Source organism: Streptomyces sp. NPDC050534, assembly GCF_044457745.1.
Lineage (GTDB): Bacteria > Actinomycetota > Actinomycetes > Streptomycetales > Streptomycetaceae > Streptomyces.
Genome location: NZ_JBITHF010000001.1, coordinates 1197935 through 1213533, shown reverse-complemented (window position 1 = coordinate 1213533; position 15599 = coordinate 1197935). Strand labels below are relative to the sequence as shown.

Annotated in this window: 14 protein-coding genes; 13 read left to right on the top strand and 1 reads right to left on the bottom strand. The window is 71.0% G+C overall.

What is annotated here, in order from left to right:
* The 7 genes from ACIBN2_RS05635 to ACIBN2_RS05605 all read left to right on the top strand — a co-directional run.
* A partial coding sequence (locus ACIBN2_RS05635) for an alpha-glucosidase C-terminal domain-containing protein (protein ID WP_399132847.1) occupies positions 1–453 on the top strand: 453 nt, incomplete at its 5' end.
* Positions 454–478: 25 nt separating this feature from the next.
* Complete coding sequence (treS, locus tag ACIBN2_RS05630; protein WP_399132846.1) at positions 479–2197, top strand: maltose alpha-D-glucosyltransferase; 1719 nt, start codon at positions 479–481, stop codon at positions 2195–2197.
* Positions 2198–2225: 28 nt separating this feature from the next.
* Entirely contained in the window at positions 2226–3590 is a 1365-nt protein-coding gene (locus tag ACIBN2_RS05625) for a maltokinase (RefSeq protein WP_399132845.1), read from the top strand.
* A 4-nt stretch (positions 3591–3594) separates the two neighbouring features.
* Complete coding sequence (glgB, locus tag ACIBN2_RS05620; RefSeq protein WP_399132844.1) at positions 3595–5805, top strand: 1,4-alpha-glucan branching enzyme; 2211 nt, start codon at positions 3595–3597, stop codon at positions 5803–5805.
* A gap of 59 nt (positions 5806–5864) precedes the next feature.
* Positions 5865–6953: a glutamate--cysteine ligase gene (locus ACIBN2_RS05615; RefSeq protein ID WP_399132843.1), complete on the top strand. Its 1089-nt coding sequence runs from the start codon at positions 5865–5867 to the stop codon at positions 6951–6953.
* Between the two features lie 184 nt (positions 6954–7137).
* A complete protein-coding gene (locus ACIBN2_RS05610) occupies positions 7138–9042 on the top strand; it encodes an AMP-dependent synthetase/ligase (RefSeq protein ID WP_399132842.1) in 1905 nt (634 codons plus the stop codon).
* A 187-nt stretch (positions 9043–9229) separates the two neighbouring features.
* On the top strand, positions 9230–9664 hold the full coding sequence (locus ACIBN2_RS05605) for an ATP-binding protein (RefSeq protein ID WP_399132841.1): 435 nt from the start codon (positions 9230–9232) through the stop codon (positions 9662–9664).
* 31 nt (positions 9665–9695) lie between these two features.
* On the opposite strand, the gene ACIBN2_RS05600 is transcribed toward ACIBN2_RS05605, so the two are convergent.
* The gene (locus ACIBN2_RS05600) at positions 9696–10115 is read right to left on the bottom strand and encodes an ATP-binding protein (RefSeq protein WP_399132840.1); all 420 of its coding nucleotides are present in this window, start codon (positions 10113–10115) and stop codon (positions 9696–9698) included.
* Between the two features lie 254 nt (positions 10116–10369).
* On the opposite strand from ACIBN2_RS05600, the gene ACIBN2_RS05595 reads away from it, so the two are divergent.
* The 6 genes from ACIBN2_RS05595 to ACIBN2_RS05570 all read left to right on the top strand — a co-directional run bounded on the left by ACIBN2_RS05595 (position 10370) and on the right by ACIBN2_RS05570 (position 15454).
* Positions 10370–10741 carry an STAS domain-containing protein gene (locus tag ACIBN2_RS05595; RefSeq protein WP_399132839.1) on the top strand — a complete coding sequence of 124 codons (372 nt, stop codon included), beginning with the start codon at positions 10370–10372 and terminating at the stop codon, positions 10739–10741.
* 187 nt (positions 10742–10928) lie between these two features.
* Complete coding sequence (locus ACIBN2_RS05590; protein ID WP_399132838.1) at positions 10929–11828, top strand: STAS domain-containing protein; 900 nt, start codon at positions 10929–10931, stop codon at positions 11826–11828.
* Positions 11825–12241 carry an STAS domain-containing protein gene (locus ACIBN2_RS05585; RefSeq protein ID WP_399132837.1) on the top strand — a complete coding sequence of 139 codons (417 nt, stop codon included), beginning with the start codon at positions 11825–11827 and terminating at the stop codon, positions 12239–12241. Before ACIBN2_RS05590 ends, ACIBN2_RS05585 begins: the two co-directional genes overlap by 4 nt.
* Positions 12241–12681 carry an anti-sigma regulatory factor gene (locus ACIBN2_RS05580; protein ID WP_399132897.1) on the top strand — a complete coding sequence of 147 codons (441 nt, stop codon included), beginning with the start codon at positions 12241–12243 and terminating at the stop codon, positions 12679–12681. Before ACIBN2_RS05585 ends, ACIBN2_RS05580 begins: the two co-directional genes overlap by 1 nt.
* Positions 12681–13730, top strand: coding sequence for a SpoIIE family protein phosphatase (locus tag ACIBN2_RS05575; RefSeq protein ID WP_399132836.1), 1050 nt, complete (start codon positions 12681–12683; stop codon positions 13728–13730). The genes ACIBN2_RS05580 and ACIBN2_RS05575 overlap by 1 nt, the downstream gene beginning before the upstream one ends.
* On the top strand, positions 13727–15454 hold the full coding sequence (locus ACIBN2_RS05570) for a SpoIIE family protein phosphatase (protein ID WP_399132835.1): 1728 nt from the start codon (positions 13727–13729) through the stop codon (positions 15452–15454). The genes ACIBN2_RS05575 and ACIBN2_RS05570 overlap by 4 nt, the downstream gene beginning before the upstream one ends.
* Positions 15455–15599 lie beyond the last annotated feature (145 nt).

The following is a 15599-nucleotide window of genomic DNA, read 5'->3' as shown; positions in this document are numbered from 1 at the left end:
TGCGAGAACCGCCCCCTGCGCGACGGCAGCGAGGAATACCTCGACTCCGAGAAGTACCAGCTCCGCCCCCGCGACTGGGAAGCCGCCGAACGCGAGGGCCGCACCCTCGCCCCCCTCATCACCAAGCTCAACGCCGCCCGGCGGAGCCATCCGGCGCTGCAGCGTCTCAGGAACCTCCGGTTCCACGCCACCGACAACGACATGGTCATCGCCTACAGCAAGACCTCGGGCCAGGACACGGTCCTCGTCGTCGTCAATGTCGACCCGCACCACACCCAGGAGGCGACGGTCTCGTTGGACATGCCGCAACTCGGCCTGGAGTGGCACGCATTCATGTCCGCACACGACGAACTGACGGGTGAGACCTACCACTGGGGCAGGACCAACTACGTACGCCTGGATCCAGATCGGACCCCGGCACACGTGCTCCACATCCAGCAGTCGTCCGCGTAGCCACCGATAGGAGAGTCAGAGCGCCATGACTGTCAACCAGCCCGTCCCGGACACGTTCGAGGACACTCCCGCCAAGGACCGAGACCCGGACTGGTTCAAGCGCGCGGTCTTCTACGAGGTCCTCGTCCGTTCCTTCCAGGACAGCAACGGCGACGGCATCGGCGATCTCAGGGGCCTCACCGCCAAGCTCGACTACCTGCAATGGCTGGGTGTCGACTGCCTCTGGCTGCCCCCCTTCTTCAAGTCCCCTCTCCGGGACGGCGGTTACGACGTCTCCGACTACACGGCCGTGCTGCCCGAGTTCGGCGACCTCGCCGACTTCGTCGAGTTCGTCGACTCCGCCCACCAGCGCGGCATGCGCGTCATCATCGACTTCGTCATGAACCACACCAGCGACCAGCACCCGTGGTTCCAGGAGTCGAGAAAGGACCCCGACGGGCCCTACGGCGACTACTACATGTGGGCCGACGACGACAAGGGCTATCCGGACGCGCGGATCATCTTCGTCGACACCGAGGCCTCCAACTGGACCTTCGACCCGGTGCGGGGCCAGTACTACTTCCACCGCTTCTTCTCCCACCAGCCGGACCTCAACTACGAGAACCCGGCCGTGCAGGAGGAGATCCTGGCGGCCCTGCGCTTCTGGCTGGACCTCGGCATCGACGGCTTCCGGCTGGACGCCGTGCCCTATCTGTACGCCGCCGAGGGCACCAACTGCGAGAACCTGCCCGCTTCACACGCCTTCCTCAAGCGCGTCCGCCGCGACATCGACGCCCACTACCCGGACACGGTGCTGCTCGCGGAGGCCAACCAGTGGCCGGAGGACGTCGTCGACTACTTCGGCGACTACCAGAGCGGCGGCGACGAGTGCCACATGGCCTTCCACTTCCCGGTCATGCCGCGCATCTTCATGGCCGTCCGCAGGGAATCCCGCTACCCCGTCTCCGAGATCCTCGCCAAGACCCCGGCCATCCCCTCCAACTGCCAGTGGGGCATCTTCCTGCGCAACCACGACGAGCTCACGCTCGAAATGGTCACCGACGAAGAGCGCGACTACATGTGGGCCGAGTACGCCAAGGACCCCCGGATGCGCGCCAACATCGGCATCCGGCGCCGCCTGGCCCCCCTCCTGGACAACGACCAGAACCAGATCGAGCTGTTCACCGCCCTGCTGCTGTCGCTGCCGGGCTCGCCGATCCTGTACTACGGCGACGAGATCGGCATGGGCGACAACATCTGGCTCGGCGACCGCGACGCCGTGCGCACCCCGATGCAGTGGACCCCGGACCGCAACGCCGGGTTCTCCTCCTGCGACCCGGGCCGGCTGTTCCTGCCGACCATCATGGACCCGGTCCACGGCTACCAGGTCACCAACGTCGAGGCCTCCATGTCCTCGCCCTCGTCGCTGCTGCACTGGACCCGCCGGATGATCGAGATCCGTAAGCAGAACCCGGCCTTCGGCCTCGGCACGTACACCGAGCTCCCCTCCTCCAACCCGGCGGTCCTGGCCTACCTGCGGGAGTACGAGGACGACCTGGTGCTCTGCGTGAACAACTTCTCCCGCTTCGCCCAGCCCACCGAGCTGGACCTGCGGGCCTACGACGGACGCCATCCCGTGGAGCTCATCGGCGGGGTGCGCTTTCCGGCCATCGGTGAGCTGCCGTACCTGCTGACCCTCGCCGGGCACGGCTTCTACTGGTTCCGGCTCACCCGAGTCGCATCCCGCATCGGCCAGCGATCTTGAGCGTGAGCCGAGGAAAGGACGCGTCACCATGACGACGAAGACCGCATCGCTGAGCCCCAGACGCAGCGTCGTCACCGGGCCCATGGCCTCGTTGACCGGGCTGCTGCGCGAATGGCTGCCGCGCCAGCGCTGGTTCGCCGGCAAGGACCGGCCCGTCACGGACCTCGGTCTGCTGTCCTTCACCGAGCTGTTCCCGGGCTGTCTGCATCTGCTGGTGCACGCCGGCCAGTCCGGAGTGCCCGTGCCCAGTGGTGCCGCGCCCGTCGGAGACTGCTACCAACTGCTGCTCGGCGTTCGCAAGAACCCCTCGCCGAGGCTCGGCCGCGCCCTCATCGGCCGGGCCGAAGTGGGGCCCCTCGCCGGTCTGTTGGTCTACGACGCGCTCCAGGACCCCCGTTCCGCACAGCTCCTCCTGGAGCGGCTGCGGCAGCCCGGTACGGCCGGCCCCCTGCGCTTCGAGGCGAACCCGTCCGTGCGCGTGCCCGCCGGTCTGGTGCCGAGAGTGCTGGAGGCAGAGCAGTCCAACTCCTCGCTCGTGTACGGCGACGAGTTCATCCTGAAGGTCTTCCGGCGCATCCAGCCCGGCGTCAACCCCGACCTGGAGGTGCCGGAGGCGCTGGCCGCGCAGGGCTGCGGCCGGGTGCCGGCGCCCGTGGCGTGGTTCCGTACGACGCATCCGCAGGAGGCGACGCTCGGCGTGCTGCAGCCGTTCCTGCCCGGCGCCTCGGACGGCTGGGCGCTGGCGCTGCACGCCCTCGCCTCCGGCGACGACTTCACCGTGCAGGCCCGCGAGTTGGGCCGGGCCACCGCCGACGTGCATGTCGCGCTGGCCGCCGCGTTCCCTGCCGGGACCCACGACGAGAACGGGCGGACGGCGGCGGCGATGACCGAGCGCCTGGTCTCCGCGGCGCACTGCGTACCCGCGTTGCAGCCCTATGTGGCGGGCCTGCGTTCCGCCTTCGGCGCGCTGGTCACGTGCGACACCGGGCCGTCCGCCCAGCGCATCCACGGCGACCTGCACCTGGGCCAGGTGCTGCGGGCGGGCCGGGACTGGTTCGTCATCGACTTCGAGGGCGAGCCGTCCCGTCCCCTCGCCGAACGGCGCAGCGTCCAGTCCCCGTTGCGGGACATCGCGGGCATGCTGCGCTCCTTCGACTACGCCGCGCGGCAGCGCCGCCCGTGGCGCCCGGAATGGGCACGCCGCTGCCGCGAGGCGTACTGCGCCGGCTACGCCGGCCGGGCAGGCTGGGACCCGCGAAAGAAGCACGCGCTGCTGCGTGCCTACGAGACCGACAGAGCCGTGTACGAGGTCCTGTACGAAGCCCGGAACCGACCGGACTGGCTCCCCGTACCCATGGCGGCGATCGAGCGACTCGCCGTGAGAGGAGGCTGAACCCGTGGCCCTGCGTGACACCTCACTTCCCGAGCCGTCCGGCCCGCCGACCACCGGATGCGGGGCCGCGCCCGCCCTGGATCCCGGGGACCGCGAACGCCTGCTCTCCGGCCGCCATCACGATCCGCACGGCCTGCTGGGCGCTCATCCGGTCCCGGGCGGCATCGCCTTCCGGACCCTGCGCCCGTACGCCCGCTCGGTGTTCGTCGTCGTCGACGGCGAGCGCCGGGCGCTGACCTCGGAGGGCGACGGCCTGTTCTCCGGTGTGCTGCCGCTCGACGCGATCCCCGAGTACACGCTGGTCGTGCGGTACGCGGACGGCGAGCACGAGACGGCGGATCCGTACCGCTTCCTGCCCGCGCTCGGCGAGCTCGACCTCCATCTCGTGCGCGAGGGCCGGCACGAGGAGCTGTGGAAGGCACTCGGCGCGCACCCGATGACCCACGACGGTGTGACCGGCACCCGGTTCACCGTGTGGGCGCCGAACGCCCAAGGCGTGCGGGTCGCCGGGGAGTTCACCTGCTGGGACGGGACGGCGCTGCCGATGCGGTCCCTGGGCGCCTCCGGCGTGTGGGAGCTGTTCGTGCCCGGCATCGGCGAGGGCGCGCGCTACAAGTTCGAGATCACCTCGCGGTACGGCGGCCGCTTCCTCAAGGCGGACCCGATGGCCCGCCGAACCGAGGTTCCGCCCGCGACGGCGTCCATCGTGACGGCCTCGGAGTACGAGTGGAGCGACGCCGAGTGGATGGCGCATCGCGGGGACACTCCGGTGCACGAGGCGCCGTTCTCCGTCTACGAGGTCCATCTGCCGTCCTGGCGACCGGGACTGACGTACCGTCAACTCGCCGACCAGCTGCCGGAGTACGTCAAGCGGCTCGGCTTCACCCATGTCGAGCTGATGCCGCTCGCCGAGCATCCCTTCGGCCCGTCCTGGGGGTATCAGGTCACCTCCTACTACGCGCCGACCTCGCGGCTCGGCTCCCCGGACGACCTCCGGCACCTGATCGACTCCCTGCACCGGGCCGGCATCGGCGTGATCATGGACTGGGTGCCCGCCCACTTCCCCAAGGACGACTGGGCGTTGGCGCGGTTCGACGGTGATCCGCTGTACGAGCCCGGGGACTCGCGGCGGGCCGAGCACCCCGACTGGGGCACCTACGAGTTCGACTTCGGGCGCGTCGAGGTGCGCAACTTCCTGGTCGCCAACGCCGTCTACTGGTGCGAGGAGTTCCACATCGACGGCCTGCGGGTGGACGCCGTCGCCTCCATGCTCTACCTCGACTACTCGCGGGACTCGGGCCAGTGGGTACCGAACGTGCACGGCGGGCGTGAGGACCTGGACGCGATGAGGTTCCTCCAGGAGATGAATGCGACCGTGTACCGGCGGGCGCCCGGTGTGGTGACCATCGCCGAGGAGTCGACGGCGTGGGACGGCGTGACGCGCCCCACCGACAGCGGCGGCCTGGGCTTCGGGCTGAAGTGGAACATGGGCTGGATGCACGACTCGCTCGGCTACATCGAGCACGAGCCGGTGCACCGCAAGTACCACCACAACGAGATGACGTTCTCGATGGTGTACGCGTACAGCGAGAACTACGTGCTGCCCATCTCGCACGACGAAGTGGTGCACGGCAAACAGGCGCTGGTGTCGAAGATGCCCGGCGACTGGTGGCAGCGGCGCGCCAACCACCGCGCTTACCTGGGCTTCATGTGGGCCCATCCGGGCAAGCAACTCCTCTTCATGGGGCAGGAGTTCGCCCAGGGGTCCGAGTGGTCCCAGGAGCACGGTCCGGAGTGGTGGCTGGTCTCCCCCGGTTACGGCGCCGAGGCCGATCACCGCGGGGTCAGGGACCTGGTCCGCGATCTCAACTCGGTCTACCGCGGCACGCCGGCGCTGTGGCAGCGGGACACCGACCCGGGCGGCTTCCAGTGGGTGCTGGGGGACGCCGCCGAGGACAACGTCTTCGCGTTCCTGCGGTTCGCCGCCGACGGCAGCCCGCTCCTGTCGGTCTCCAACTTCTCCCCCGTCGTCCGCCACGACTACCGCCTCTGGGCGCCGGACGCCTTCCCCGCCTGGCGGGAGGTCCTCAACACGGACGCCGCCTGCTACGGCGGCGGCGACGTCACCAACCCGGACGACATCAAGGTGGAGGAGGAGCGGATCACGCTCACCCTGCCGCCGCTCGCCACCGTCTGGCTCACCCCGTTGCAGTGACGATCAGCGGGGTACCCGGTGACGTCGTAGCGGTGTGATGTCACAGGGAGGCTGCCTCGGTGCGGACCGTCGGAGTGGAGGAGGAGCTCCTCCTGGTGGACCCGGAGACGGGTGAGCCGAAGGCACTGTCGGGCGCCGTGCTGGCCCGGGCGGCACAGGACGACCCCGACCAGGAGGTGTTCGAGAAGGAGCTGTACGGCCAGATGCTGGAGTTCGCCACGCATCCCCAGGCCGACATGGCGGAGTTGGGCGCGGAGATCGTCCGCTGCCGTAAGGAGGCGGCCCGGCACGCCGGGGAGATCGGGTGCACGGTGGCGGCCCTGGCCAGCTCGCCGCTGCCGGTGAGCCCGTCCGTCGGGAAGGGCAGCCGCTACCAGTGGATGGCCGAGCAGTACGGCCTCGCCGCCCAGGAGCAGCTGGTGTGCGGCTGCCATGTCCATGTGGGCGTCGACTCCGACGAGGAGGGCGTCGCGATCCTGGATCGCATCCGGCCCTGGCTGTCGGTCCTGGCGGCGCTCAGTTCCAACTCCCCCTACTGGCAGGGGAAGGACACCAGTTACCACAGCTACCGCAGCAGGGTGTGGCAGCGCTGGCCGTCGTCCGGTCCGACCGAGGTGTTCGGATCGGCCGAGCGCTACCACCGGCGGGTGGCGCACATGGTCGCGAGCGGGGTGATCCTCGACGAGGGGATGGTCTATTTCGACGCCCGGCTGTCGCAGAACTATCCGACGGTGGAGATCCGGGTGGCCGACGTGTGCCTGCACGCCTCCACCGCCGTGCTGATCGCCATGCTGGCCCGGGGGCTCGTCGAGACCGCGGCCCGGGAGTGGCGCGCCGGGCGGGACCCGGTGGACCACAGCGTGAGCCTGCTCCGGATGGCCGCCTGGCGGGCGGCGCGCTCCGGGCTCGCCGAGGAGCTGCTGCACCCGGCGACCATGCGCCGGCTGCCCGCCGAGACGGTGGTGGAGGCACTGCTGGAGCACACCGGGCAGGCGCTCGCCGACTGTGGCGACCTGGACCGGGCCCGGCTCGGCTGCGCCCAGCTCCTCGACGGCGGCACGGGCGCGCAGCTCCAGCGAGGGCTGCTGGAGCAGACCGGGAGTCTGCGCGGGGTCGTCACGGCGTGCGCGCGGCACACCCAGGCGTGACGAGACGAGCCCAGTGGGCCCCTTGTTGACGGGAGTTCACATTCCTCGTACATCCCGAGATCATCACGGGTGTGCAACTTCACAAGTTCTGGTCACCATCCGCACTGAGCTGGGCTAGATTCGAGCACCGTCGACAACGGAAATCGTCGGCGTGGTCACCCTCCGTACAGCCCAGGAGCAGCGCATGCGCGACTTCGCCCTCGCTCCCCCCACCGTTTCGTCCCTGACCGGCGGGCTGGCCGACAGCGTCTTCGAGACGGCGGCCCAGAACCCCACTCTTCCCCTGCTCGCACGCCGCGACCCCTCCTCCACCACGTGGGAGGAGGTGACCGCCGTAGAGGTGCGCGACCAGGTCGTCGAACTGGCGAAAGGCCTGATCGCGTCCGGCATTTCACCGGGCCACCGCGTGGCGATCATGGCGCGGACCCGTTACGAGTGGACGGTGCTCTCCTACGCGCTGTGGGCGGTGGGGGCCGAGATCGTCCCGATCTACCCGACGTCCTCACGCGACCAGGTGGAGTGGATCCTCAAGGACTCCGGCTGCGTGGCCGTGGTGGTGGAGGACGAGCAGGCGGTGATGACGGTCGGCTCCGTGTGCGGTGGGCTGCCGCAGCTGCGCCACGTCTGGCAGTTGGACGCGGGGGCGATGCGGGACCTGGTGGAGCGCGGCGCGTTCGTCCCGTTCACCACGGTCGACTCGATGCGCCGCATCGTGCTGCCGGACTCCACCGCCGCCGTCACCTACACCTCGGGCACGACCGGCCATCCCCTGGGGTGCGCGCTGAGCCACCGCAACCTGGCGAGCCCGTGCGACACCCTGCTCGCCGGCTGGGGCCACACGGTGATCCCGCCGGGCGAGCAGCAGGGGACGGTCCTCGCCTTCCTGCCGTTCTCCCACGTCTACGGCCTTCTCGTCCAGGGTCTGTGCATCCGCGGCGGCATGATGATGGGTCATGAACCCGACCTGAGCGAGGAGGCACTGGCGGCCTCGCTGAAGTCCTTCCGGCCCACCTACATCTGCGCGGTGCCCTCCCTCTTCGAACGGATCTACAAGAACTTCCTGCGCGCCGCCCAGGAGACCGGCCGGGGCGCGCTGTTCGAGCGGGCGGCGGACACGGCGCGGGACTACGCCGCCGCCCTCGAAAGACACCGGCTGGGCGGCGGCTCGGGCCCCGGTTTCGATCTGCGGCTGCAACACGCCCTGTTCGAGCGCACGGTGTACCGCAAGCTGCGCGCCGCGCTCGGCGGCCGGGTGTGCCGCGCCACCTCCGGCGGCTCGACCCTCAGCCGCGAACTGTCCCTGTTCTTCGAGGGGATCGGGATCTACGTCAACGACGGCTACGGGCTCACCGAGACCGGGGGCGGCGTCACGGCGCAGCCGCTGGGCCGGGAGATGTCGGGCACGGTGGGACAGGCGCTGCCCGGCACGGACGTCATGATGGCCGACGACGGCGAGATCCTGGTGCGCGGGCCGTCGGTGTTCCAGGGCTACGTCAACGACGAGCCGGCGACGCGGGCGGCGCTGCGCGGCGGCTGGCTGGCCACCGGGGACCTGGGGCAGCTGGACTCCGAGGGCTATCTGACGATCACCGGCCGCAAGAAGGACGTCATCGTCACCAGCGGCGGCAAGAGCGTCGCCCCGGCCGCCCTGGAGCAGCGGCTGAGGATGCATCCGCTGGTCCACCAGGCGGTCGTCGTGGGCGACAACCGCCCCTGCGTGGGAGCGCTGATCACCCTGGACCCGCAGTTCCTGGCGTACTGGCGCGGCTCGCTGGCCCTGCAGAGCGACACCCCGAGCCGGGAGGCCCGCGAGGAGAACGCGCTGCGGGAGGAGATCGGGCGCGCCGTGGCCGCCGCCAACAGCGCGGTCTCACGCACGGAGTCGATCCGGGTCTTCCGGGTGCTTCCGTCGCAGTTCGACATGGCGAGCGGGCTCATGACGCCGTCGATGAAGCTGCGCCGGGACGCGATCGTGCGGCACTACGCGTTCGAGATCGACGCGATGTACCAGGCCCGTACGAACGCTCCGCGGCACAGCGTGCCGGACGAATTGTCGAGCTGGGACGAGACGGACAACGTGTTCCGGTGAAAACCTGTTCCCGTGAAAGCCTGTTCCCGTGAGGGCTTGTTTCCGTGAGGGCCTGTGACGATCCGTGTCGGATACAGCGGTAATGCTTCAGGGGATGCGTAGCCTTCGTCGACTTGGGAACGTGGACACTCCCGAAACGCAAGTGCCCGCGACGACAGGGCTGTAGACACGGGGTGGGAAAGGTGAGATGCCGACCGAGCCGCGCTGGAACATGACGCGCAGCCCAGGGGAGATCCCGGAGAGGGTTACTCGCTTCCCCGGCGAGCTGAGCGATGTGACGGACGCCCGCCTGGACGCGGAGCGTTTCCTCGACGACCTCGCGGAGGTGACACCTCCGGCGACGCCGGAGCACTGGGACGACATACTGCTGGTGGTCACGGAACTCGCCGCGAACGCGATCCAGTACGCACCGGGCCCCTTCGAGCTCAGGATGCGCAGGACCTTGGACGGCATCCATGTGGTCATGCACGACACGAGCACGGTCCCGCCGGCGCCACGCCCCTTCCGTCCCGACGGCGGGGGCGGCGGGGTCGGCTGGCATCTGCTCCATGCGCTGTGCGAGCAGATCAGCGTCGCCACGAGCGAGAGCGGGAAGGACATCCACGTCTTCCTGCCCTGGTGAGGTCCGGGCGCCGCGGCGGAATCCCGGCGCCTCACGCCGGCTGCTGGGCCTCCGCCGCACAGTGCCGGTCCGCGGCGCGCAGCGGGACCAGCATGCTGATCGTCTTGCCGCCCGCCGGGCGTCTTTCGATCGAGATCTCCCGTGCCAGCCGGATGATCAGCGGCCAGCCGTACCCGTTGCCCTCGTGCACCACGGGCAGGGCGCCGGTTCCGTACGCCGTCTCGGGCACCAGATCGCTGTAGTCCTGGACGGAGATCCGCAGTCCGCCGAGGGACGGGGCGACCTCGAACCCCGCCAGGCCGTCGCCGTGCCGGATCGCGTTGGTGACGAGCTCGGACACGACGATGAGCAGATCGATGAGATCTTGCTCACGAGCCGTGCCGTACACGGTCTCCCACTGCTCCCGAACCACCGACCGCGCATGGGCGCGTGCCGCGGCCGCGGTCGTCACCTGACCCGTGGCCCGAGTCCCGCCGGGCCGCCTCACCACTCCTCCACCTCAAACAGCCTTCCATGCCTAGGTCGAACGGCCCCGCCCCACACAGTGAGATCGGCTCCCTGTCCCACAGCAGCAGTTACCCGGTTCCCACGATCACATTCGGTACGACTCGGTCACAGGAGTGCGGCAGGTGACTCGGTGCATGCCGAGCGCGATCGGGGGTAATTGCGCAAGGCCGCCGTACACCCGTCTTATTGGAGGAAGCCGTGTCCGTTGCCCAGAACCCCCTGTCCATCGAGGTCAGCCTGCCCGCCCAGGACGTGGCCGTGATCACGGCGGAGGGCTACTTGGACGTCGACACCGCGACGGAGCTCCAGCACCATCTGGCCAACCAGCTGCATCACGGCCGACGGCATTTCCTGCTGGATCTGTCGAAGGTGCCGTTCATGGACTCCTCGGGCATGAGCATCATCCTGCGCGCCTACCAGGAGGTCCGCGATCTGCCGGGGAGCGTCCACATCATTTCGCCCACCCCTGCCGTACAGCGGATTCTCGACCTCACGGGCGTCAGCATCACCGTGCCGGTGTCGGACAGCGTCGAGGAGGCTCTCGCCCGCATCATCCAGGAACAGGGGTGACGTCGGCCGGCGTCTGACCGCCCTCACAAGGGGCGCGACCACAGGGCGGGATCACTGAGCCGGACGAGGTCACGGACCGCCCAGGACCATGGTTAAAGTTGTCGTCCGGCAAGGGCTGGCACCCCCGCATCCGACCTGCGGCGGGCTCGGCCGACGCGACAGGACGACTCGGACGAGGAGTGAACAGGTGCCGGAGCACGAAGCGGCTGGAACCGACGGATCGCCCACGGGACAGGTCGCGGAGTTCCTCCGCCGCCGCCGCGAGCAGATCGCCCAGCGCTGGGCCGACGAGTCCATGTTCCGGGCCGTGTTCACCGTGTCCAGGGACGAGGCCGTCGAGGCGGCCCGGCACGTCCTCGACGCGCTGGCGGACGTCGCGGACGCCGACCGGTTGCACGACACGGACGCCGCCGGATTCACCGTGGTGCGCGAGCAGTTGTCCCGCATGGGCGCCTCGCGCTCCCGTGCCGGGTTCACCACCGCGCAGGTGTCCACCGAGGTGGACGCCCTGCGCCCGCCCGCGGTCAACCTGCTGCTCTCCGATCTCGCGGACGCACCCGCCGAGCAGGCGCGGGAGTGCGTGATGGCGCTGACCGTGCTGATGGGGACGCTGCGGCTCGTCGTCCTGGACACGTCACTGTCGGAGGGCCACGCCCTGATCGAGCGGCAGCAGCTCCAGCTGCTCGAAGTGGCCACCCCTGTCATCAAGTTGTGGGACGGCATCGTGGCCGTGCCGCTGATCGGAACGCTCGACAGCGCGCGCAGCCAGGTCGTGATGGAGACGCTGCTGGAGGCGATCGTCGAGCAGCACGCGCGCTTCGCGATCCTGGACATCACCGGGGTGCCGACGGTCGACTCGCTCGTGGCGCAGCACCTGATGAAGACCGTCGCGGCCGCCCGGCTGATGGGCGCCGAATGCGTCGTCTCCGGCATCCGCCCCGCGATCGCGCAGACCATCGTCCATCTCGGCCTGGACCTCGGGACCGTGATCACCCGCGCCAGCCTGGCCGACGCCCTGCGGTACGCCCTGCACGAGCTGGGTGCCGGCATCGTCAACGCGCCGGCGGACGGTGCGGGGTCGCGGTGAGCGATTTCGGGCATTCCACCTCCGCGCATGTGCCCGTGCTCCGGCTGGGCGACGTGCTGCTGGTCACCCTGCAGGGAGACCTGTACGACAGCACGGCGCAACAGCTCCAGCAGGACATCGCCGACACCATCGCCAGCAGCGGGGTGACCGGGGTGGTCATCGACATCTCCGGCATGGAGATCGTCGACTCCTTCCTCGGGCGCGTGCTGGCGGAGATCGCGGCGCAGTCCTCGCTGCTGGCCGCACGGACCGTGGTGGCCGGCATGCGCCCGGCGGTCGCGCTCACGCTGGTGGAGCTGGGGCTGACGCTGCCCGGACTGCACACCGCCCTGCACGTGGAAGCGGCCATGGACCTGCTCGCCCGCCGGACGCCGGCGTCCCGGCGCGGCCCGCAGTCCGCGGAGCCTCGATGATGCCGACCTCCGCAGGCGTGGAGACCTGCCTGCCGATCCGGTCCGACATGGATCTGGTCTGGGTCCGGCAGCACGTACGGCAGGCCGCCGGCCAGCTCGGCTTCGGTCTGGTGGAGCAGACGAAGATGGTGACCGCCGCCAGCGAGCTGGCCCGCAACACCCTGGTGCACGGCGGGGGCGGCCGGATGGAGGTGTCCCGGGCGGCCTGCGGCCGGGCGGTCGGGCTGCGGCTGACCTTCTCCGACGAGGGCCCCGGCATCCCGGACCTGGAGCGCGCCCTGAGCGACGGCTACACGTCCGGCGACGGGCTGGGCATGGGGCTCGGCGGCGCCAAGCGCCTGGTGCACGAGTTCTCGGTGAAGAGCGCCCCGGGCGAGGGCACCGCGGTGACGGTGATCTCCTGGCCGTCGGCTCCGCCGCGGCCGCGTGGAGGGATCTGATGCCGAGCGTGTGGGACGTGCCGGTGCACGACTCGACCCGGGTGCGCGACGCCCGGGTCGCCGCGGAATCCGCCGCGGCCCTGGCCGGGCTCGACTCGGCGCGCACGGCGGCCGCCTCGCTGGTGGCCACCGAGCTGGCCACCAACCTGCTCAAGCACACCCAGGGAGGACAGCTGCTGGTCGAGATCGTGCCCGCGCCCGCTCCGGCGGATGCCCGCGCCCCCGTGTGGTTCGTGCAGATAGCGGCGATCGACCACGGCCCCGGCATCGCCGACGTCCCGGCCGCCCTCAGCGACGGGTTCTCCACCGCGCGCTCCCTCGGCGCCGGCCTGGGCACATGCCGGCGCGTGGCGGACGACTTCGCGCTGCACAGCGTGCCGGGACGGGGCACGGTGGCCCTGGCCCGGGTCGGTGCCCGCCCCCGGGCCGCCGTGCCGGCCGGACTGCGTGCCGGCGGGGTCAACGTGCCCTTCGGCGGCGCGGAGACCTCCGGCGACGCCTGGGCCTGGGTCCGGTCGGGCGACCGCGCCACGCTGATGCTGGCCGACGGACTGGGGCACGGACCGGAGGCGGCACGCGCCTCGACGGCGGCGGTGGACGCGCTGCACGCCTCGGCCCACCTCACCCCCGCCGAGTGTCTACGGCACCTCGACACCGCGCTGAGGGGCACCCGCGGCGCGGCCGTCGCCGTGGCCCAGGTCGACAGCGGCGCGGGGCTCCTCCGCTTCGCCGGCATCGGCAACATAGGGGCCCGGCTGCAGGACGGGGACACCTGGCGCGCCCTGCTGTCCCGCCCCGGCATCGTCGGCGTCCACCGGCCCGGGACCCTGCGCGAGGACCGGATGCCCTGGGCGGCCGGCCGGCTGCTGATCATGCACAGCGACGGTCTGCCCAGCCGCTGGACGCCGCCCGCCGATCCCGGTGTGCTGTCCGCCGATCCGGCCGTCGTCGCGGCGGTGACCCTGCGCGACGCGGGCAGCGCCGCCCGACCGGTCCGGGACGACACCGCCGTGGCCGTACTGGCCCCGACAGCACGGGACCGCACATGAAGCGCACCTGGGAGATCGCCACCGTCACCGACGCCGCCCGGGCCCGTATCGGCACCGCCCGGCTGGCCGCCGCGTACGGCGTCACCTCCCTCGACCGCACCCGCCTGACCACCTCGCTCAGCACCCAGCTGCGCCAGTGCCTGACCAAGGGCGGCACCTGGCGCCTGACGCTGGACGTGGTCACCGACGAGGCGGGACCGGGGGCCCTGCACCTGTCGCTCACCGCCTGCGACCCCGCGGAGTCCGCCGCGCATCCCCCGTGGCGGGCCTCGGCCGTCTGCCCCGAGCCGTCGGCCCAGGTGGCCGGTTCCGCGCCGCCGGACGCCGCCGCGGAGCTGGCGGAGTCCCTGCTCGGTGCCGACGAGGACACGGCCCTGGTGCTGGAGAAGCTGTCCGACCAGGAGGAACTGGTCGCCTTCCACCGCGAGGAGCTGCACCAGACCAACCAGGGCGTGGTGGCCCTGCACGCGGAGCTGGACGCCGCCGGACGCGCCCAGCGGGAGGCCTTCGCCGCCGAGCGCAAGGCCCGCACGGAGGCGGAGAGCGCCCGCCGTCGGCTGACCTTCCTGGCGAACGCGAGCGCGGTGCTGACCTCCTCGCTGAACCACGACGAGATCGTGCGCCAACTGCCCGAGCTGCTCGTGCCCGAGTACGCGCGCAGCGTCGACGTCTGGCTGTTCGACGGCGACGCCGAGCAGGGTCCGCCGTCGCCCCACCCGGCCGCCGCCGTCGTCGCCGCCCGCACCGGCCGCCCCCAGTACGCCGCGCGCCGCCCCGGCGGGCTGCCCGGCGTCGACGACCAGCCGCCGTCGGCGCTGGATCCCGAACTGCCGCTGCTGTGCATCCCGTTGCCGACGCGCCGGGCCCCGCTGGGCGTGCTCACGCTGGCGCCGCCCGCCGGTGACGGCTGGGACCCCGACGACGCCGTCATGCTGATCGAGATCGCCCGCCGGGCCAGCATCGCCATAGACAACGCCCGGCGCTTCGAGCACAACCGCGACATCGCCGAGACGCTGCAGCGCGCCCTGCTCACGGACCTGCCGACGACACCGGGCCTGCGTCTCGCGGCCCGCTATCTTCCCGCCACCCACGGTCTGAACATCGGCGGTGACTGGTACGACGCCTTCCGCCAGCCCGACGGCGGCCTGATCGCGGTCATCGGCGACGTCACCGGCCACGGGCTGCACGCGGCCGTGATGATGAGTCAGCTGCGCACCGCACTGCGCGCGTACGCCGTGGACGGCGGCAGCCCCGGCACGCTGCTGACCCGGCTGCACTCGTTCCTGCATCATCTCCAGCCGGATCTGTACGCCACCGCCGTCATCGCCCGCTTCCACCCCGACGAAACCACCCTGACCTGGGCCGCCGCCGGGCACCCGCCGCCCGTGCTGCGCACTCCCGACGGGCAGGTGCACACGCTGGACGCGAAGCCCAGCGCCATGCTCGGCATCCCGCTCAGCCAGCAGATCCACGACCACACGATGGAGATGCCGCCCGGCTCGACGCTGGCGCTCTACACGGACGGTCTGGTCGAGCGGCGTGCCCTCGGCATAGACCCGGGCATCGAACGCCTCGCGCAGGCGCTCGGCTCCCTCGGGCCGGCGCGACTGGAACAGGACCTGGACGGTTCGGCGGACCGGATCCTGGACCCGATGCTGAGCGACTCCGAACGCGACGACGACATCTGCCTGCTGCTCTGCCACATCGCGGCGGACGGAGCCTAGTTCCGGAACCTCGATCGAATTCTTTCCCTCCTCCCGGTGCGTTTGGGTACCCGGGCGGGCATGGTGGTGCTCAACGCGTTCGTCTGCCTGCCGCACCCAGCTGGCGGAACGGCTGGAGGCACGGTGGGATCGGTGTGGTGCACAC

Excerpts from the sequence above, each read along its gene's own strand:
- treS (WP_399132846.1), top strand. The coding sequence starts at position 479 with ATGACTGTCAACCAGCCCGTCCCGGACACGTTCGAGGACACTCCCGCC.
- ACIBN2_RS05625 (WP_399132845.1), top strand. The coding sequence starts at position 2,226 with ATGACGACGAAGACCGCATCGCTGAGCCCCAGACGCAGCGTCGTCACC.
- ACIBN2_RS05610 (WP_399132842.1), top strand. The coding sequence starts at position 7,138 with ATGCGCGACTTCGCCCTCGCTCCCCCCACCGTTTCGTCCCTGACCGGC.
- ACIBN2_RS05605 (WP_399132841.1), top strand. The coding sequence starts at position 9,230 with ATGCCGACCGAGCCGCGCTGGAACATGACGCGCAGCCCAGGGGAGATC.
- ACIBN2_RS05580 (WP_399132897.1), top strand. The coding sequence starts at position 12,241 with ATGCCGACCTCCGCAGGCGTGGAGACCTGCCTGCCGATCCGGTCCGAC.
- ACIBN2_RS05575 (WP_399132836.1), top strand. The coding sequence starts at position 12,681 with ATGCCGAGCGTGTGGGACGTGCCGGTGCACGACTCGACCCGGGTGCGC.
- ACIBN2_RS05570 (WP_399132835.1), top strand. The coding sequence starts at position 13,727 with ATGAAGCGCACCTGGGAGATCGCCACCGTCACCGACGCCGCCCGGGCC.